An 18,914-nucleotide genomic window follows, 5' to 3' on the forward strand; every position below is an offset into this window, starting at 1 on the left:
TGGGGTGGGGGAGGGGTGACACTCAGGGTTGGGGGGCCCTGAGTTCCACCGCTTCCGCGTGTCCGGACACGGTGTGGCGGGGCTGTCGATGGGGCGGCGCCCTGTCCCGGCAGGCGGACCGATTCCATTGGACCGTGATCGCGGCCTGCCTACGCTCCTCGACCATGAGCGTTCTCAACGATGAACCGGTCGCCGCGGAGGACGCGGCGGTGGTCGAGACGGACATCCTGATCATCGGCGCCGGACCGTCGGGCCTGTACGGCGCGTACTGCGCGGGCTTCCGGGGCCTGCGCGTGGCCGTGATGGATGTGCTGCCCCAGCGGGGCGGCCAGATCAGCGCGATGTATCCGGAGAAGCCCATCTTCGACATCGCCGGATTCGCCTCGGTGCGCGGTCGCGACCTGGTGGACAGCCTGGTGGCGCAGGCGGAGGCATACGGCATCCGGTATCTCCTCGGCCACCGCGCGGTGGCGCTGGACCACGACGGCGACGGACTGCCCGTGGTCCGCAGCGACCGGGGGACGGCGGTGCGGGCCGGGGCAGTCGTGATCACCGGTGGCGTGGGGACCTTCACCCCCCGCCCGCTCCCGGCCGGGGAGGACTTCCTCGGCCGCGGCCAGGTGTACTTCGTGCCCGACCCCACCGCACACGCCGGTCATGACGTGGTGGTCGTCGGCGGTGGCGACAGCGCCTTCGACTGGGCGGCCCTGCTGGCCCCCGTGGCGCGCTCGGTCCGCCTGGTGCACCGCACCGCGCGGTTCCGCGCCCACCGCGCGTCGGTGGAGAAGGTGCGGGCGCTCGGCATCGACATGCTCACCGATTCCGAGGTCAGCGGCCTGTACGGCGCCGCACACCTGGAGGAGGTCGAGATCCGCCACCGGACCACCAAGGACACCACGCGCCTCCCGGCACAGACCGTGGTAGCCGCCCTCGGCTTCCTCGCGGACCTCGGCCCGCTGCGGGAGTGGGGCCTGACCCTGCGGGCGCGCCGGATCGCCGTGGACACCCGCATGGCCACCAACCTGCCCCGTGTCTTCGCGGCCGGCGACATCACCGACTACCCGGGCAAGGTGCGCCTGATCTCCGTCGGCTTCGGCGAGGCCGCCACGGCCGTCAACAACGCCGCCACGGTCATCGACCCGGAGGCGGCGCTGTTCCCCGGGCATTCCACCGAGAAGGAGAACTGACATGGCCTACGTCATCGGCGCGTCCTGCGTGGACATCATGGACCGGTCCTGCATGGAGGAGTGTCCGGTCGACTGCATCTACGAGGGCGAGCGCAAGCTCTACATCAACCCGGTGGAGTGCATCGACTGCGGCGCCTGCGAGGTCGCCTGCCCGGAGCAGGCGATCACCGTGGACCGCACGGCGGACCCCGAGCACCGTGCCGACAACCGGCGGTTCTTCGAGGAGGTCCTGCCCGGCCGGGACGCCCCGCTGGGCGCTCCCGGCGGCGCCGGGCCGGTCGGCCCGCTGGGGGTGGACACGGCCCTGGTGGCGGGCCGGTGAGCGGATCACCGGCCGCGGGACCGGGTTGACCGCCGCCGAGTTCCGACCCCTCCCACCATTCCCACCATTCCTACCAGGCAAGAAGCCCTCTATATTGGCCATCCTCAGCACTCATGGCGGCCTCGGCCGAGGCACACCGGCAGGCGAGGAGGGCATGTCGTGACGACTGCGGCGGTACCTCGTGGCAACGGCGAGGAAGCCGGGCCGGACGGGCGGTCCCCCAAGTCCGTCCTCGGCAAGGTCGGGCTGATCCTGTCGGCCTTCGGCGACGGCGACCTCTCCCTCAGCCTCACGGAGCTGACGACGCGCACCGGGGTCGCCAAGGCCACGGTGCACCGGCTGTGCCAGGACCTCGTCGCCAGCGAGCTGCTGGAGCGGGACGGCTCCCACTACCGGCTGGGCCTGCTGCTGTACGCGATCGGCCTGCGCGCTCCCCGGCAGCGCACCCTGCGCCACGCCGCGCGGCCGGTGCTGGAGAACCTCGCACAGGCCCTCGACAGCCCCGTGAGCCTGTCCGTGCCGAACGGCACCGACCTGCTGTGCATCGACAACGCCGGCCGCCACCGCAACCGGGCCGGTGCCTCGATCGGCGGACGGCTGCTCCAGCTGCACAGCACGGCCCCGGGAAAGCTCACCCTGGCGCTGCTGCCCGACCAGTACCCGCTGGCGCGGCTGGCCCCCCATATGCGCCGGATGACCGCCCGCACCCTCACCGCCGACCGGCTCCCGGGCGAACTCGCCCGTATCCAGGAGCAGGGCTACGCCACCGACTCCGAGGAGCACCGGCTCGGCTACTCCGCCGTGGCCGTGCCCATACGCGGCCCAAGGGACGGCGCCTACCTGGGCGCGCTGTCGGTCGTCGCCCCCACGGCACGCCACAACGTCCCCCGTACGCTCGCGGCGCTGCGGAACGCCGCGGAGGCCGTCACCACCCGTCTCGCGGTGATCGAGGCGTACCGGACCGAGCCGTAGCCCTCAGTCGACGAGCAGCCGGGCATCGTACGGCTGCTGGCCGACATGGCCGGAACGGGCGAGTAGGCGGTCCCGCTTCCGGTCGGGGCCGGAAGCGGGACCGTTGTCGTGGCGGGCGTCAGACCATCGGGGCCGGGTAAGTCGGGTACTCCACCCCGGAGACGTGCTGGACGACGCGGATGACCTGGCAGGAGTAGCCGAACTCGTTGTCGTACCAGAGGTAGAGGATCGCGTTGTCGCCCTCGACCTTGGTGGCGCCCGCGTCGACGATCGAGGCGTGGCGCGAGCCGATGAAGTCGTTGGAGACCGCGTCGGGGGCGCTGATGAAGTCGATCTGGCGCTTGAGCGGCGAGGTCAGGGACACATCGCGGAGATGGTCCAGGACCTCCTCGCGGGTGGTCTCGCGCGCGAGCTGGAGATTGAGGATCGCGATCGAGACATCCGGGACCGGGACGCGGATCGAGCTGCCGGTGATCTTCGCCTTGAGGTCCGGCAGGGCCTTCGCCACGGCGGAGGCGGCACCGGTCTCGGTGATGACCATGTTGAGCGGCGCCGAGCGGCCACGGCGGTCGGACTTGTGGTAATTGTCCAGCAGGTTCTGGTCGTTGGTGAACGAGTGGACGGTCTCCACATGGCCGCGCAGCACGCCGTACTCGTCCGCCATCGCCTTCAGCGGCGGCACGATCGCGTTGGTGGTGCACGAGGCGCAGGACAGGATCTGCTCGTCCGGCTTGATCGTGTCGTGGTTGACGCCATGGACGACGTTGGGGACATCGCCCTTGCCCGGCGCGGTCAGCACCACCTTGTCGATACCGGGGCGCAGATGCTTGGACAGCCCTTCGCGGTCGCGCCACTTGCCGGTGTTGTCGATGAGGATGGCGTCCTTGATGCCGTACGCCGTGTAGTCCACCGAGCTCGGATCGTCGGCGTAGATCACCTTGATCTCGTTGCCATTGGCGACGATCTTGCTGTTCGCCTCGTCCACGGTGATCGTGCCCTGGAACTGGCCGTGGATGGAGTCGCGGCGCAGCAGCGAGGCCCGCTTGACGATGTCCTCACCGGCCCGGCCGCCGCTCCCGCGGACGACGATGGCGCGCAGCCGCAGACCGTTGCCGGACCCGGCCTTCTCGATGAGCAGCCGGGCGACCAGCCGCCCGATCCGGCCGAACCCGTAGAGGACGACATCGCGTCCCTCACGGCACTCGATCTTGTTGGCCCCGGTGGCCCCGGCGACGGCCTCGGCGGTGAACTCCTCGACGGAGAGGCCGCGTTCATCGGCCCGGTGCGTCTCGGCGAGCATGCCGATGTCGATCTGGGAGGGGCCGAGATCCAGCGTGGTGAGCGCCCGCAGGAACGGCAGGGTGTCGGTGACCGAAAGCTCCGCACCGGCGATCTGGCGGGCGAATCGGTGGGTCTTGAGGATGCTGACGACCGACTTGTTCACCAAGGAGCGGCTGTGCAGCAGGACCGTGACGTCCCGCTCCCGATGCAGCTTCCCGATGAGGGGGATCATCGACTCCGCGATCTCCTCGCGGTGCTTCCAGTTGGTGAACGAGTCCTCGTTGAGAGTCACAGATTTATCTTTCGAGCTAGGTGGCGCTCATATGCTAGCTCCCCAGGTCATGGGGCTCGTCGGCGCCCCCGGCCATCGGCACCAGGCGGGCTCCCGGCACGGCTCCCGGCACGGCTCCCGTGCGCTCGCCGAACGACACGCGGGCTCATGGCCCCCGCCGCCGCCCATGCGCCGCGGCCCATCGCGGAGAGCCGGGGCCGCCACGGAGCCGTTCCTCCACTTTCGTATACCGCCGGTCATTCCTTGATGAATTACGACGTGGATATCAGCCGTAAAATAACGACTTAGTGGGCGTCGTTTTTCGGACAGCGTTCATGATGAAACTTACCATTAACAGGAATTTACCAGTGAGAAATACCACTCCCCCGAAGATCAGCACCCGGTAGCGATCCGCCTCCGGGGAGGTAGATGGTTTTCACAGGCAACCATCTCCCGCTGAGTGAAAGGGATGATCACTGTGTGCGGCATCACCGGCTGGGTCTCCTACCGTCGCGATCTGACCTCCCACCGCCAGGTTCTCGACACCATGACGGAGACGATGGCCTGCCGGGGCCCGGACGCGGCCGGAGCGTGGGTGACCGGCAGGGCGGCGCTCGGGCACCGGAGGCTGGCCGTCATCGACCTGCCCGGCGGGGCGCAGCCCATGGCCGTCGACACGGCCGACGGCCCCGTGAGCATGGTCTACTCCGGTGAGGCGTACAACTTCACCGAGCTGCGCGACGAACTGCGCCGCAGGGGCCACGGCTTCACCACCGACTCCGACACCGAGGTCGTGCTGCGCGGCTATGTCGAATGGGGCGAATCCCTCACCGAGAAGTTGAACGGTATGTACGCCTTCGCCATCTGGGACTCCCGCACCGAGAAGCTGGTGATGATCCGGGACCGGATGGGCATCAAGCCGTTCTACTACTACGAGACCGACGACGGCGTCCTCTTCGGATCCGAGCCCAAGGCCATCCTCGCCAATCCGCTCGCCGCCCCCGAGGTCGGCCTGGACGGGCTGCGGGAGATCTTCTCCTTCGCCAAGACCCCGGGCCACGCGATCTGGAAGGGCATGAAGGAGCTGCGCCCCGGCCATATCGCCGTCGTCGACCGCAATGGGCTTCGCGAGCAGGCGTACTGGCGTCTGGAGGTCTCCGAGCACACCGATGACCAGGAGACGACCGTCGCCCATGTGCGGGAGCTGCTGGAGGACATCATCGCCCGTCAGCTCGTCGCCGATGTGCCTCGCTGCACCTTGCTCTCCGGAGGGCTCGACTCCTCGGCGATGACCTCGCTCGCCGCCCGCAAGCTCGGCGAACACGGCGAGACCGTCCGCAGCTTCGCCGTGGACTTCCCCGGGCAGGCGGAGAACTTCCGCGCGATCGACGTGGCGCCCAGCGTCGACACGCCGTATGTGCACGCCGTGGCCGAGCATGTGAAGTGCGACCACCGGGACATCATTCTCGACGGCTCCGCCCTGTCCGACCCGGCCGTCAGGCAGGCGGCCATCGCGGCGAGGGATCTGCCCATCGGGCTCGGCGACCGGGACAACTCGCTCTATCTGCTGTTCAAGGCCGTTCGCGAACAGTCGACCGTGGCCCTGTCGGGCGAGTCGGCCGATGAGGTCTTCGGCGGCTACCCGTGGTTCCACGACGAGCGGCGCGAGGCCGACACCTTCCCGTGGCTCGCCGGAGGACTGACGCTCGGCGACACCAAGAGCCTGCTGTCCCAGGACCTCACCGAGAAGCTCGACCTGGACACCTATCTGCACGACCACTACCTCAGCGCCCTGGACGAAGTCCCGCTCAAGGACGGCGAGACCGGTCTGGAGAAGCGCATGCGGCAGGTCTGCTATCTGCACCTCACCCGCATGGTCAACACCCTGCTCGACCGCAAGGACCGGATGAGCATGGCCGTCGGCCTTGAGGTCAGGGTGCCGTTCTGCGACCACCGCCTCGTCTCCTACGTCTTCAACACGCCCTGGTCGCTGAAGACGTTCGACGGGCGGGAGAAGAGCATTCTGCGCGAGGCCACCCGCGATGTGCTGCCCGAGTCCGTGGCCAACCGCAAGAAGAGCGGTTACCCCGGCAGCTTCGATCCCGCCTACCTCGCCGCCATCAGGCGGCAGGCGGGCGACCTCATCACCTCCGGACACCCGGCCCTCGAACTGTGCCGCACCGAGACGCTGAGGGAGGCGCTCGACGCACCGGCGGAGGTCATCACCACTCAGCAGCGCGCCACCGTCGAACGCGCCCTCGACCTGGCGACATGGTTCGACCTGCGCAAGCCCGTCATCACGATCGACTGACGCCCGCGGTCCGCGTCACGCGTTCACACCTCACACCTCACACATCACGAGGGACGGGCACCCGGGTCACCGGGTGTCCGTCCCTCGTTCCGTGGGCGCTTCGGCCTTGTCGGCCACGCCCGGCGCGGCCGTGAGATAGCTGGTGATCATCGCGACCAGTTCGTTCTCCAGCCGGGTGGTGTCGACGGAGTCCGGCGCCGCGATGAGATGGTGGACGACGAGCTCGACCGTGGACACCACGAGCCGGGCGGCGACGTAGGTGTCCTCGACCCGGACCTCGGGATGGCGCTCGAGCAACTCCTGGGTGTAGGCGATCCGTTCCCGCTCGTGCCGGGCGATCTTCTCGAGCAACTCGGGCGACCGCGGCCCGTGTTCCATCATGACGCGGAGCAGCTGCGGGTCGTCGAGATGGTTCGCGATCACGGGGCGCGCGAAGCCGCGGATGATCTCTTCCAGGGAGTCGGGTTCGTCCTCGCCCTGGCGGCTCCTGATGGCGTCGCCCCCGGTGTCGAGATGACGGATCAGCAACTCGGCCAGGATCGCATCCTTGTTCGGATAGTACTGATACAGCGAGCCGATCGAGATCCGGGCGCGCTCGGCGATGCGATTGGTGGTCCCGGCGGCATACCCGTACTCGGCGAAAACGTGAGCAGCGGCGGTGAGGATGCGCTGCCGGGTGAGCTCGGCCCGGGCCTGGCGTGGCTGTTTACGTGGCTGAAGTCCGCGACGGCCGGTCGTCATGACACCTCCTGCACAGCGCCTCGAAAGCGAGTGGCGCAAGACCTGAGTAATTGCTCACAATAGTGCCATGAACTGCGGCGGAGCCGCTTCGCCACTCCCGGAAGGAGTCCTCATGACGCAGACCAGCACCCGTCCCCGGCGGTTGTCGCCGGCCGAGGTCCACGCCCTGCTCGGGGAGCCCGAAGCCATGGTCAAGGGCAAGGTCCAGGACCATATCGACCAATACTTCCGCCTCTTCATCGCACACTCCCCCTTCCTCTCCATGGCCACGGCGGACGCGGAGGGACGCGCCGACTGCTCCCCCCGTGGTGACTACCCGGGGTTTGTGAAGGTCCTCGACGACCACACGCTCGCGATTCCCGACCGCCCCGGCAACAAGATCGCCGACTCCTTCCGCAACCTCGCCGAGAACGACGGGATCGGGCTGCTCTTCCTCATCCCCGGGCTGCGGGAGACCCTGCGGGTCAACGGCCGCGCCTACCCCACGGACGACCCCGATGTGCTCGCCCGGATGCAGACCGAGGCGAAGGATCCGGTGCTGGCGATCGTCGTCGAGGTGGCGGAGGCGTACTTCCACTGCGGGCGCGCGCTCATCCGCTCCCGGCTGTGGGATCCCGCGAGCCAGGCCCTCGCCGACGAGATCCCGTCGGTCGGCGAGATCGCCGCCACCCAATTCGGCATGGACATCGACCCGATGGCGCTCACCCACGCCCTCGAAGAGGGCTACCGGAAACTCTACTGACCACGGCACAAGGTGAATCAACGATGCAACAGACCGTCGTCGACCACATCGAACGGGTCGCCGAAGACGTCGTCTCCCTCGTCCTGCGGGGCGCCACCGGCCCGCTGGCGCCCTGGGAGCCGGGCGCCCATATCGACCTGGCGCTGCCGAACTGGCTGACCCGGCAGTACTCGCTGTGCGGAGACCCGGCGGACCGGGAGTCCTACCGCGTCGCGGTACGGCACGACCGCCTCAGCCGGGGTGGTTCGGAGTACATCCACCGGTTCCTGCGCCAGGGCCGCGCCCTCGATGTGTCGCTGCCACGGAACCACTTCCCGCTGCTCCCCGCGCCGGAGTACCTCTTCCTCGCCGGTGGGATCGGCATCACCCCGATCCTGCCGATGCTGCGGGCCGCGGCCGCGTCGGACGTCCCGGCGTCGCTCGTGTACCTGGGGCAGTCGGTGGAGTCCATGCCCTTCGTCGACGAACTGCGCTCCCGCTACGGCGACCGGGTGCGGATCGTCGCCACGCGCCAGCAGGGCAGGCCGGACTTCGCGGCGCTGGCATCCGTGCTGAGCCCCGGTGCCGTGGTGTACGCCTGCGGCCCCGGACCGATGCTCGCCGCGGTGGAGGACGCGTTCCCCTCGGGGCGGCTGTACGCGGAGCGGTTCCGCCCGGCGCCCAGGTCGTTCGCGCCCAACACGGCGTTCGAGGCGGTGTGCGCCCGGTCGGGGCGTACGGTCCAGGTGCCCGACGACGAGTCGCTGCTGGACGCCCTGACCCACGCCGGCTTCCCCGTGGCGTCCGGATGCCGTGAAGGCGTCTGCGGCAGCTGCGAAGTGGCCGTACTCGACGGCGAACCCGAGCACCGGGACGACATCGGCGCCCCCGCGGGCCGGATGTACGCCTGTGTGTCCCGCGCCCTGTCCCCGCGGCTCGTCGTGGACCTGTGACCAGGCGGCGAGCGGCCCCCAACGCAACGCGAGGAACGACATGTTGCCCAAGATGCGCACGCCCGAATCACGTCAGATGATCACGCTGGAGGTGCGCCGGAACACCCGGCTGACCCCCGCCTTCTCGACCATCACACTCGGCGGACCCGAACTGGAGCGGCTGAAGCCGATGGGCTTCGACCAGATGGTGCGGCTGTTCTTCCCCCGCGAGGGGCAGGACGGGCTGAGGATGCCGAAGCTCTCCAGCGACGCGTGGATGGCGGAATTACTCCTGCTGCCGAAGTCACGCCGACCATGGGTGCGCAACTTCACCATCCGGCGCGCCCGGCCCGAACTCGGAGAGGTGGACATCGAGTTCGCCCTGCACGGCGACACCCCGGCCTCCACCTGGGCCCGGCACGCCCGGCCCGGAGACCCGGCGGGCATCTTCGACATGGGCATGAGCTATCTGCCACCGGCCCATGCCGAATGGCAGCTGCTCGTCGGGGACGAGAGCGCCGTGCCGGCGATCCTCGCCATCCTCGAGGACGCTCCGGCGTCGCTGGTGGCGGAGGTCTTCCTGGAGGTACCCGGGACCGCCGACATCCGTGACGACATCACCGCTCCCGAGGGCGTACGGGTGCGGTGGCTGGCCCGGGACGGCGCGGACACCCTGCCCGGCGGGCTGGCCCTCGACACGGTCCGGACGTCGTCCCTGCGACCGGGCCGGTTCTACACCTGGGTCGCCGGGGAGGCCGGACTGGCCACCGGGCTGCGCCGCCATCTGGTGCGCGACCGCGGTGTGCCCAAGCCGGACATCGCGTTCTTCGGATACTGGCGGCACGGCCGCTCCAGCCCCGGCTGAGCGCCCGTGCTCACACCGGTGGCCGCGGGTCGTACTGGATGCCACGCCGCACCTGACGTGCGCGCTCGGGGGAGGTCAGCCTGGCCACCAGGTGAAGGGCCATGTCGATACCGGCCGAGACCCCCGCGGAGGTGATCAGGTCACCGTCGTCGACGAACCGCTCTTCGGGCCGTACGTCGATCGTCGGGTCGAGTTCGGCGAGCCGGTCCAGCGACGCCCAGTGCGTGGTCGCGGGGCGCCCGGCCAGCAGTCCGGCCGCCGCGTAGACCAGGGAGCCCGTGCACACGCTCGTCATCAGGGGAACGGATCGCCGCTGGGCCCGGACCCACTCCAGGTGCTGGTCGTCCCCGAGCTGGGGCCGGGTCCCCTGGCCGCCGGGGTGCAGCAGCACATCCAGCGCCGGCAGGTCGGCCGTCGCGTGATGGGCCGCGACGGTGAGCCCCTTCGCGCAGGTCACGGGGTGTCCATCGGCGGAGAAGCAGAACACCTGCCATCCGTCCTCCGCGAAATTGCGGGTCCAGTAGGACAGCACCTCCCATGGGCCGATGGCGTCGAGCTCCTCCACGTCCGGGAACAGCAGGATTCCGATCTTCCGCGTGTCTTCCTGGGCCATGCCGCGATCCAATCAGACCCTGCCCCGCCCGGCCATGGATTTCGCCGCACCGTGAGGCCGCCGACCGATGCCGGCGGCCTCGCGGTGCCGCGATGCGGCCGCGGTCAGTACGCCACCGGGCGGTTCTCCCGCGCCCAGAGCTGTTCGGCTTCGCTGCGCGCGGGCGGCGGCCACATCCCGTCGATCATCCAGAGATCCCGAGGCGTCTCGTCGACATGGAACTCGCAGTGCAGCCCGCGGTCCCGGGTGTGCGGGGCGAGCAGGCGGTTGAGCCCCTCGGTGCCCTTCTTCCGCACCTCGGGGTCCGTCAGGTGGCGGGCGATGTGCTCGACCACGACCCGGACGGTGTTGTCCGACGGCTCCCCGCCGACCAGGAACGAGGATTCGGGGACCTCGTGGAAGAGGGTGACGACGTAGAACTTCGGCAGACCGACCCGGGTGTAGTACGCCGTGACGTCCGCGGCGAACTGCCGCTTCTGCTCCGCGGAGTAGGCGCCGACCGGATGGTAGACGTGCCACAGGGGCATTGCTCTCTCCTTCGGGACGAGTGAAGTCGAACGGTGGTGACGAGCGGCTGTCCGCGGCGGGCGGTCAGCGTCCGAGGAGCAGGGTGAGGCCCTCCACCGGCCCGGCGAGCGCCGCCTTCATCCGCCGGGTCACCTCGTCGACGAGCACCTCGTCGGCGCCGCTCTCCACGCCGTCCAGGACCGCCTCCGCGACCTCGGCCGGGGAGATCTTCTGACTCGGTATCCCGGCGACCATCTCGGTATCGGCGAGTCCGAGGTGCACCCCGACCACCTGGGTCCCCTGCTCCGCCAGCTCGATGCGGAGAGAATTCGTGATCGACCACAGGGCGGCCTTCGAAGCGCCGTAGGCGGCCGCGCCTGCGCCCCAGGAGAGCACGGAGTGCATGTCGACCAGCGCACCGCCACCCCGCGCGGCGAGGACCGGGGCGAACGCACGGGCCACCCGGAGCGGCCCGAAGACGTTCGTCTCGAACGTGGCCACCACATCGGCCATGTCCGCCGTCAGCAGCGGCGAGGGCAGGAGCACTCCCGCGTTGTTGACGACGATGTCCACATCCGTGGCCCGGGCGGCGAGGGCGGCCACCGCGTCCGCGTCGTTGACGTCGAGGGAAACGGCCTCGACCCGCGGGTCCTCGCTCGGGGCGGGCTTCCGCGCCGTCGCGTAGACCTTCGCCGCGCCCCGCCGGAGCAGTGCCTCCACATACGCCTTGCCGATGCCGCGTTGGCCTCCGGTCACCAGCACCACGGAACCATCGATCGCGACCATGTCGGGCCTCCCTGTCGAACGTGTCGATTCGCGCGCACCAGCCGGCGGGGACGGCGGTCCATGAGGCCGCCGTCCCGCGGCGCACTGGAATAGATTATTAGCATCATCTAAAATTGGCCGCAAATATCATCGACGCGTACCGGCGTCCGGTACCCCAGTCCGGCACCACACGCAGAAGGAAGTACCGACCATGCCCCGAGCATCCCGAGCCGAGGCCGAACGCCACCGCGAGCAGGTGATCGCGGCCACCGCGAAGCTGGTGCGCACCCACGGCGCCGACAAGGTGAGCGTGCCGCAGGCGATGGCGGCGGCAGGTCTGACCCACGGCGGCTTCTACCGCCACTTCGCCTCGAAGGACGACCTGGTCGCCCAGGCGTGCTCGGCCGCGTTCGCCGAACGCCTCGCCGATATGACGGAAACCCCCGAGGGCGAGGACACGAGCGGCGCCCGGGCCGCCTTCCTGGCCGCCTATCTGTCCGCCCGGCACCGCGACAACCCCGGGCTGGGGTGCGCCGCCGCGGCACTGGCGGTGGACGCCGCGCACGCGGAGCCCGGCGACCCGCTCAAGGGGGCCTACATCGAGGGTGTGCGCAATCTGATCGACGGGATGGAACGCAACGCGAGGGCGTCCGGGAACCCGGCGGCCGACGAGGAGTCCGTTCTCGTCGAACTGTCCACCATGGTCGGGGCGTTGGTGCTGTCACGGGCCTGTGCGGGCGACGATCTGTCGGACCGCATCCTGACCGCGGTGCGCGACCACGTCCTCGCCGCGTATGAGCACACCCCCGACGGGAAGGACGGGCCCGAAGCCGCCGAGTGAGGCATGCTCCCGTCAGGGGTTCGGGCTCACCCGGGCCCGCCCGCCGACGGCGGGCCCGGGGGCTGACTACCGCCCGAGCGCCGGGGACAGCCGCGCGGCGAGCGGCTCGCCGTCGAGGAGATCCAGCAGCTCGTCGGCGGTCGGCCCGGTGGCGGGGCCGTGGCGGGTGACCGCGAAGGCGGCCGCCGCGTTGGCACCCTCCACGGCGCTGCTCAGGTCCAGCCCGTGGCCGAGGAGGGCCAGGAACGCTCCCGTATGGGCGTCGCCGGCGCCGTTGCTGTCGACCGCGGTCACCCGGCGGCCGGGGAGGTGCGCGGGCTCTCCGCCGGGCGGGACCAGCCAGCAGCCGTCCGCGTCGGCCCGCAGCAGCACACCGGTGCGCGGACCCAGCCGGGCGGCGAGCGCGGCCGCGGCCTCCCGGGCGTCGTCCCGGCCGGTCAGCAGCCGCCCCTCGCGCTGGTTGCAGCTGACCCAGTCGCAGCGCGCCAGCACGGGTTCCAGCACCTCCTGCGGGATCTGGTCGGCCAGCGGGCCCGGGTCGAGGAAGACCCGGGTGTGCTCCGGCAGCCGCGCCACGAGCGAGGCCAGGACCGGGCCGTTCACCGGATAGGCGAGGCCGTATCCGGAGATCTGCACCAGGTCGCCGGGGCGCAGCGCCGCGAGCACGCTCCTCGCGTGGGCCTCCGTCAGCCGGGCCTCGGCGCCGAGGCTGGTGGCGAAGGTGCGCTCGCCACCGCCGTCGACGAAGGCCACGCAGAATCCGGTGTCCTCCTCCGCGACCGGATCCAGCGGCACCTCGATGCCCTCCCGGGCGAGGTCCGCCCGCACCCGGTCGCCGAACGGCCCGGTGCCATGGGCACCCGCGTACACGGCCGGCAGCCCCAGGCGGCGGGCGGCGGTGAGGACGTTGAATCCGCCGCCCGTGGTGAGGGTGGTGTCCTGGGAGAGGATGTCGCCGCCGCGCTCGGGCAGTGCGGGTACCCGCATCACCAGGTCGACGATGGCGTTGCCGAGCAGGACCAGTCGACCGCCCGTGGCCTCGCGTACATACCCGGAGGCGCCGGGGACGCCGTCGTGGCCGCTCATGAGACCTCCCGCGCGGCCGGGGCGGGCAGCACCTGCTGCTGGGGCGGTTGCGCGGACGCCTCCTCGCGGACGGTGCCGTCGAACCGGCGCAGCAGGGCGTAGACGACGGCCGCGAGCACCAGGGTCACCACCCAGCCCAGCCCGTTGGACCCGACCCAGCTGTGGGCGAGCGGCCCGGAGAACCACACGTCGGTGGCGCTGGTGCTGGCCTCGGTGAACAGCAGACCCACCACGATGGCCGCCGCCCAGGCGATCATCGCGGCCCAGGCGACCCCGCCCCGGAACCAGTAGCGGCTGGAGCGGCCGACGTCCATCAGGGCGGCGCCGTCGTAGGACCGGCGGAGTATCAGGTCGACCGCGAAGACGCCCACCCAGGCGGTGATGGGGACGGCGAGGAGGGTGAGGAAGGTGATGAACGGGCCGTAGAAGTCCTTGGCGATCAGCATGAAGTAGATCCCGCCCGCGAGGGTGACGACCACGTCCAGGCCGACGGCGAGGGTGCGCCGGACCCGTATCCCCAGGGTGATCATGGTGAGTCCGGCCGAGTAGACGGACAGGTGGTTGGAGAGCAGCAGTCCGCCGAACGCGGCGATCAGATACGGGATGGACATCCACGACGGCAGCATCGTGTTGATCGCCGAGACGGGGTCGGAGGCGGAGGCCAGATCGGGTTCACCCGCCGCGAGGAGCGAGCCCAGCGAGATCAGCACCACCAGCGGGATACCGGCGCCGAAGGCGGAGGCGGCCACCAGCCTGCCGCCGGGGATCCGGCGGGGCAGGTAACGGGCGTAGTCGGCCCCGGTGTTGGCCCAGCCGATACCGGTACCGGCGGCGATCATGCCGACGCCCACGACCATCGAGCTCACCGGCCCGACCGGGGCGTGGAAGACCTTGGCCCAGTCCACGGTGGTGGCGAGAAAGCCGATCACGACGAGGTTGAGCAGACCGAAGACATAGCTGGCCCACCTGTTGATCCACATGATGGTGGCGTGGCCCAGGCCGCTGATCAGCAGGGTGCAGCCGATGAAGACCAGCAGGCACACCACCGTGAGGACGGTGTTCCGCCGGATGCCGAAGGCGGCGTCGAGCAGCGCCAGCAGGGCGAAGGCGGCCGTGGTGGTGTTGATGGTCTCCCAGCCGAGCCGGCTCATCCAGGTGACCAGCGTGGGACCGGCGTTGCCACGGACCCCGAACACCGCGCGGGAGAGGGTGAGGGCGGGCGCTCCGCCCCGCTTCCCGGCGATGCTGAGGGCGCCCACCAGGGCGAAGGAGCCGAAGGATCCGAGGATGGCCACGACGGCCGCCTGCCAGATGTTCAGGCCGCGGAAGCTGACCAGCGCCGCGCCGAGCGGCAGACCGAGGATGCTGATGTTCGCGGCGAACCAGGTCCAGAACATCTGGCTCGCGTGGCCGTGGCGCTCGGCGTCGGGAACCGGCTCGATGCCTCTGGTCTCGACGGAGCCGACGCGGTCGTTCTCTGAAGCCGCCATGGTGGTACCTGTCTTTCTGTCCGGGGGCGCTCCGGTGCGGATGTGGGGGCGGAGGTTGGTGTCATTCGGCCGAGTCGGCGCGCAGCGCGAGCAGGGCCTTGGCCAGCGGTTCCAGATCGAGGTCGTTGACCGAGCGCAGGGTGGCGAGGGCGTCGTCGGGCAGGGCGGAGGCCCCGCTGACGGCACCGGCTATCGCTCCGGCTATGGCGCCGATGGTGTCGCAGTCGCCGCCGAGGTTGGCCGCCAGCAGGCAGGCCCGCCATGGCTCGCCCTCGGCGAGGGCCAGTACGGCGAAGGCGGCGGGGACCGACTCCTGGCTGGCGACGCTGGTGCCGACCAGGTCGCAGACGCGGTCCAGGGCCTGCCGCTCGGGCAGGCCGCGGACCAGGTCCACGGCCCAGCCGATGCGGGCGGCGATATCGGCCCCGGCGACCCAGTGGCCGCGCTCGGCGCCGGCCGCGGCCGCCGCGATCGCCGCGCCGAAGGCGTCCTCCAGATTGCCGCCGCCGATGCCACGGCTCACCGCGGCGGCCACGGCGGCGGCGGAGGCGATGCCGATGGTGGTGTCATGGGTGACCTGGCACGCCTCAGCGACCCGGTCGAGGAAGGGCTCCAGCGGTGTGTCGGGGAAGGCGACCCCGACGGGGGTGATCCGCATGGCCGCGCCGTTGGTGGCACCGGCCTTGCCCGCCTCCTCCGGCGGTACGCCCGCCGACACCGCCTCCAGTGCGGCCTTGGTGGACGGGCCGAGCAGATCGAAGGAGCCCTTGGCCTTCATGGCGCGCTCCCACTCCAGGAGCTCGTGCGCGAGCCGCAGCGGCTCGATCCGGCCGCCGGACCCGGTCAGCAGCCGGCCGACGATGATGGCCTGATCGGTGTCGTCCGTGACCGATCCGGCGGGCATTCCCGCGCTCACCGGGTTGTCCTCCGGGCCGGGTTCGAAATCGGTGACGGTGCCGAACCGGGCGACGATGGACCGCCGGGACATGATCTGGGTGGGCATACCGAGGGCGTCGCCCATCGCCAGGCCGTAGAGGGCGCCGAGCGCGCGGTCGTGCTGGTGGTTCATCGGGACTTCCTGTCAGTGCGCGAAGGCGGTACGTGGGGCGGGGGCGGGCTGCCCGTCGCGGACCACGGTGTGCGGTCTCATCGGGGCTGCCTCATCGGGGCCGCTTCCTCACGGCGGCCTCATCGCCGCTGCCCAGGGCGGTCTCGTCGGGGCTCTCCCCGAAGCCGAGGTGCAGCTGGAAGCGAGCGGGGTCCAGGAGGCTGGTCACCTGCTCGACGATCCGGCCGTCGGCCCCGCGGCTGACCCGGCGGGTGTTGAGCCAGACCTCGCCCACCCGGCGGCGGAGCAGGGTCGCCTCGTCGGCGGCCAGTTGGCGCACGGACGCCCACTCGTCCCCGTGCGTGGCCCGGATGCCGACCGCGGCGAGGGTCTTGGTCAGCGAGCCGTCGAGGAGCCCGCCGAGCGGGACATCGGCCAGCGCCGGGACCATCGGAACCCGGCTGCGCTCCAGCGCGACCGGAGTGCCCTCCGGCAGCACCCGCAACCGGTCGAGCGCCATGAACTCGGCCCCCTCGATGCCGAGTTCACCGGCCAGCCGGGCGTCGCGCACCGCTTCGAGGCGGAGCACCTCGGTGGTGACCTGGGCTCCCTGGTCGGCCAGCGCCCTGGTCCACCCCAGCCGGTTGTCCAGCAGTCCGCCGTCGAAGGTGACGAACGAGCCGACGCCCGCGTGGGTGGAGATCAGCCCCTGCTTGCTGAGCTCGTCCAGCGCCTGGCGGACGGTGGCCCTGCTGACCGCGAAGCGCCGGGTGAGCGCGTGTTCGCCGGGCAGCCTGCTGCCCGGCTCCAGGGCGCCGCTGTGGATCTCACGGGCCAGGACGCGGGCGATGCGCTGATGCTTGAGGACCTGTTTAGGCATGTCCGGACGTTAGCCATACATGTTCAGTCCTGTCTAGAGTCGCAAGCACTCGAATCCTGGTCCGGGAAAGCTGGGGGCAGCGGGAAGGCTGATGGCACGGCCTGCCGCGCGGCGGGCCGTGCCATCGGCGAGCGACAGCCAGGGGGGTTCGTCAGGCCATGTCGTGCAGGATCGCCGCCAGCTCGCCGGGCCGGTCGACCATCGGCCAGTGCCAGCCACCGGCTCCCGCCCGGGCTCGCCACCGTACGGGAACTCCCCGCGCGACCATGTGCGCGCCCTGGCCGGCCGGCTCGCCATGTGCGCCGACGCGGTCGTCGATGCCGCCGAGGGAGCGGAGCCACGCGCGGAGTGACACCGGATCGTGCGGGCACACCGGGTTCGTGCCGGTGCGGCGCTCAGCCGCGGGGCCACCGTACGGCGGTGTCGGCCACGGCGGAACGCGCCCGCTCCAGGGTCTCGGGGTGTCCGAACAGGCCCGGCAGTCCGCCGGTGTGCACGAAGACCGTGCGCTGCCCGGGGCGCACCTGGCCGTCGTGGACGGCCGCGATGAGACCGGCCAGGGCGCGGCCGGTGTAGATGGGGTCGAGGACGATACCTTCGGTGCGGGCCGCCGTGGTGATGGCGTCCATGACCGGTTCGGTGAGCGCGGAGTAGCCGGGCCCGACCTGATCGAGGCGCAGCCGCAGAGGGGTGGCCGCGGGCTCTCCGGCCAGCCCCTCGACCAGGTGGCCGACGGTGTGCTCGGGATCGGCGACGGCTCCGCAGTGCACCCCCAGCACCCGCTCGGCGCCGAGGGCGTGGACGAGACCGGCCATGGTGCCGCCCGATCCGACCGCCACCACCGCCGTGGTCAGGTCCGGGTCCTGCACCAGGAGTTCGGCCCCCGCCGCGACATAGCCCAGGGCGCCCAGCACACTGGAGCCGCCGAAGGGGATCACCGCGGGCCGGGCGCCCCGCTCGCGCAGGTCGCGGGCCACGTCCTGCACGGCCGCCGCGAGTTCCGCCTCGCTCACCTCGCCCGCCCATACGACGCGGGCGCCGAAGAGACCGTCGAGCGCGAGGTTGCCCGTCATGCCCTCGGTCGGCGCACCGGCGAGGACCAGGACCACGTCCATGCCCAGCCGGGCACCGGCCGCGGCCGTCAGACGGGCGTGGTTGCTCTGGGCTGCCCCGCTGGTCACCAGGGTGGTGGCGCCCTCGGCGCGGGCGGCACCGGCCGTCCACTCCAGCTTGCGGACCTTGTTGCCGCCGCCGCCGAGGCCGATCAGATCGTCACGCTTGACCCACAGATCCTCGGGCTCCAGCCCGATGGCACGGGCCAGGCGGGGCGCGGGCTCCAGCGGTGTGGGCCGACTCATCAACTCGGCCCGCGCGATGTCCTGGCCCCCCGTTTCATCCTGGCCCCGCGTGGTGCCCTGATCCTGCGTGATGTCCTGATCCTGCGTGGTGCCCTGACGCTCTTCTGACACGATCGCCGCCTTCCAGCCAGCCTGTTTCTCTACTCGGACGCGGAAGTGCCGGGCACGGGCCGCTGCCGCTCGAGTTCGACGTAGCGGGCGCGCATCGCCTCGCTCGCGGCCGGGCCCGCGGTGAACACGTACCTCTCACTGTCGTCGAGGCTTCGGCCGGTGCGCGCGTCCACCACGACAGGTTCGGCCTCCTCGCCGGTGCGGGCGTCGACCAGGATCATGGCGCGCTCCTCAGGCGCGAGGTGCTGATTGCCCCAGGCGGCCAGCGCGACGACGACAGGCCGCAGCGAACGGCCGCGCTCGGTCAGCACGTACTCATGGCGCACCGGGTTGGTCTGGTACGGGCGCCGCTCCAGCAGGCCGTCCGCCACCAGGGTCTTCAGCCGCGTGGTGAGCATGCTGGTGGAGATGTTCAGGCTCTGCTGGAACTGGTCGAAGCGCGTATAGCCGTCGAAGGCGTCGTGCAGGATCAGCAGCGTCCACCACTCCCCCACGTGCTGAACCGTGGTCGACAGCGGGCACTCACGGTCCTCCAGCCTGATCCGGCTTGCCATCGCGACACCCTCCCGAGTTACTGCTAATGTGAAAGTCACTTGCTTCTATTTTAGCAGT

General features: G+C 70.8%; 20 protein-coding genes. 8 read left to right on the plus strand and 12 right to left on the minus strand.

The window, feature by feature from the left end:
• Positions 1-164 precede the first annotated feature (164 nt).
• The 3 genes from ACT2CW_RS20450 to ACT2CW_RS20460 all read left to right on the plus strand — a co-directional run bounded on the left by ACT2CW_RS20450 (position 165) and on the right by ACT2CW_RS20460 (position 2,481).
• On the plus strand, positions 165-1,187 hold the full coding sequence (locus tag ACT2CW_RS20450) for an NAD(P)/FAD-dependent oxidoreductase (RefSeq protein WP_445517699.1): 1,023 nt from the start codon (positions 165-167) through the stop codon (positions 1,185-1,187).
• A gap of 1 nt (position 1,188) precedes the next feature.
• Positions 1,189-1,509 (plus strand): indolepyruvate ferredoxin oxidoreductase subunit alpha, encoded by a 321-nt coding sequence (locus ACT2CW_RS20455; protein ID WP_414083000.1) that lies wholly within the window; start codon positions 1,189-1,191, stop codon positions 1,507-1,509.
• Between the two features lie 159 nt (positions 1,510-1,668).
• Positions 1,669-2,481: an IclR family transcriptional regulator gene (locus tag ACT2CW_RS20460; protein ID WP_164424749.1), complete on the plus strand. Its 813-nt coding sequence runs from the start codon at positions 1,669-1,671 to the stop codon at positions 2,479-2,481.
• Between the two features lie 118 nt (positions 2,482-2,599).
• On the opposite strand, the gene ACT2CW_RS20465 is transcribed toward ACT2CW_RS20460, so the two are convergent.
• A complete protein-coding gene (locus ACT2CW_RS20465) occupies positions 2,600-4,054 on the minus strand; it encodes a glyceraldehyde-3-phosphate dehydrogenase (protein WP_445517700.1) in 1,455 nt (484 codons plus the stop codon).
• A gap of 457 nt (positions 4,055-4,511) precedes the next feature.
• On the opposite strand from ACT2CW_RS20465, the gene asnB reads away from it, so the two are divergent.
• A complete protein-coding gene (gene asnB / locus ACT2CW_RS20470) occupies positions 4,512-6,344 on the plus strand; it encodes an asparagine synthase (glutamine-hydrolyzing) (protein WP_182468613.1) in 1,833 nt (610 codons plus the stop codon).
• Positions 6,345-6,410: 66 nt separating this feature from the next.
• On the opposite strand, the gene ACT2CW_RS20475 is transcribed toward asnB, so the two are convergent.
• Positions 6,411-7,085 carry a TetR/AcrR family transcriptional regulator gene (locus ACT2CW_RS20475; RefSeq protein ID WP_445517701.1) on the minus strand — a complete coding sequence of 225 codons (675 nt, stop codon included), beginning with the start codon at positions 7,083-7,085 and terminating at the stop codon, positions 6,411-6,413.
• Positions 7,086-7,197: 112 nt separating this feature from the next.
• Here ACT2CW_RS20475 and ACT2CW_RS20480 point away from each other — a divergent pair, with 112 nt between their 5' ends.
• From ACT2CW_RS20480 to ACT2CW_RS20490, 3 genes are read left to right on the plus strand one after another with little or no spacing between them, the layout of a single operon-like run.
• Positions 7,198-7,827, plus strand: coding sequence for an MSMEG_1061 family FMN-dependent PPOX-type flavoprotein (locus tag ACT2CW_RS20480; RefSeq protein ID WP_164424756.1), 630 nt, complete (start codon positions 7,198-7,200; stop codon positions 7,825-7,827).
• A 23-nt stretch (positions 7,828-7,850) separates the two neighbouring features.
• Positions 7,851-8,759, plus strand: coding sequence for a PDR/VanB family oxidoreductase (locus ACT2CW_RS20485; RefSeq protein ID WP_445517702.1), 909 nt, complete (start codon positions 7,851-7,853; stop codon positions 8,757-8,759).
• Between the two features lie 52 nt (positions 8,760-8,811).
• Positions 8,812-9,603, plus strand: coding sequence for a siderophore-interacting protein (locus ACT2CW_RS20490; protein WP_250852762.1), 792 nt, complete (start codon positions 8,812-8,814; stop codon positions 9,601-9,603).
• A 10-nt stretch (positions 9,604-9,613) separates the two neighbouring features.
• On the opposite strand, the gene ACT2CW_RS20495 is transcribed toward ACT2CW_RS20490, so the two are convergent.
• The 3 genes from ACT2CW_RS20495 to ACT2CW_RS20505 form a co-directional block, all read right to left on the minus strand.
• Positions 9,614-10,216, minus strand: a complete 603-nt coding sequence (locus tag ACT2CW_RS20495; RefSeq protein ID WP_445517703.1) for a DJ-1/PfpI family protein — start codon at positions 10,214-10,216, stop codon at positions 9,614-9,616.
• Between the two features lie 104 nt (positions 10,217-10,320).
• On the minus strand, positions 10,321-10,743 hold the full coding sequence (locus ACT2CW_RS20500) for a tautomerase family protein (protein WP_037956995.1): 423 nt from the start codon (positions 10,741-10,743) through the stop codon (positions 10,321-10,323).
• 64 nt (positions 10,744-10,807) lie between these two features.
• Complete coding sequence (locus ACT2CW_RS20505) at positions 10,808-11,509, minus strand: SDR family oxidoreductase (protein ID WP_182468531.1); 702 nt, start codon at positions 11,507-11,509, stop codon at positions 10,808-10,810.
• 190 nt (positions 11,510-11,699) lie between these two features.
• On the opposite strand from ACT2CW_RS20505, the gene ACT2CW_RS20510 reads away from it, so the two are divergent.
• Complete coding sequence (locus tag ACT2CW_RS20510) at positions 11,700-12,329, plus strand: TetR/AcrR family transcriptional regulator (protein WP_445517704.1); 630 nt, start codon at positions 11,700-11,702, stop codon at positions 12,327-12,329.
• 66 nt (positions 12,330-12,395) lie between these two features.
• Here the strand turns inward: ACT2CW_RS20510 and ACT2CW_RS20515 are convergent, their stop codons facing one another.
• From ACT2CW_RS20515 to ACT2CW_RS20545, 7 genes are all read right to left on the minus strand, one after another.
• Positions 12,396-13,415, minus strand: a complete 1,020-nt coding sequence (locus tag ACT2CW_RS20515) for a PfkB family carbohydrate kinase (protein WP_445517705.1) — start codon at positions 13,413-13,415, stop codon at positions 12,396-12,398.
• Positions 13,412-14,905, minus strand: coding sequence for a purine-cytosine permease family protein (locus tag ACT2CW_RS20520; RefSeq protein WP_445517706.1), 1,494 nt, complete (start codon positions 14,903-14,905; stop codon positions 13,412-13,414). The genes ACT2CW_RS20515 and ACT2CW_RS20520 overlap by 4 nt, the downstream gene beginning before the upstream one ends.
• Before the next feature lie 61 nt (positions 14,906-14,966).
• A complete protein-coding gene (locus ACT2CW_RS20525; protein WP_445517707.1) occupies positions 14,967-15,974 on the minus strand; it encodes an ADP-ribosylglycohydrolase family protein in 1,008 nt (335 codons plus the stop codon).
• Between the two features lie 91 nt (positions 15,975-16,065).
• A complete protein-coding gene (locus ACT2CW_RS20530) occupies positions 16,066-16,833 on the minus strand; it encodes a GntR family transcriptional regulator (RefSeq protein ID WP_445517708.1) in 768 nt (255 codons plus the stop codon).
• A gap of 151 nt (positions 16,834-16,984) precedes the next feature.
• Positions 16,985-17,188, minus strand: coding sequence for a hypothetical protein (locus ACT2CW_RS20535; protein ID WP_445517709.1), 204 nt, complete (start codon positions 17,186-17,188; stop codon positions 16,985-16,987).
• A 40-nt stretch (positions 17,189-17,228) separates the two neighbouring features.
• Complete coding sequence (locus ACT2CW_RS20540) at positions 17,229-18,191, minus strand: D-cysteine desulfhydrase family protein (protein ID WP_445517744.1); 963 nt, start codon at positions 18,189-18,191, stop codon at positions 17,229-17,231.
• Between the two features lie 140 nt (positions 18,192-18,331).
• Positions 18,332-18,856 (minus strand): winged helix-turn-helix transcriptional regulator, encoded by a 525-nt coding sequence (locus tag ACT2CW_RS20545; protein WP_445517710.1) that lies wholly within the window; start codon positions 18,854-18,856, stop codon positions 18,332-18,334.
• Positions 18,857-18,914 lie beyond the last annotated feature (58 nt).

Source organism: Streptomyces sp. NEAU-174 (assembly GCF_052665095.1).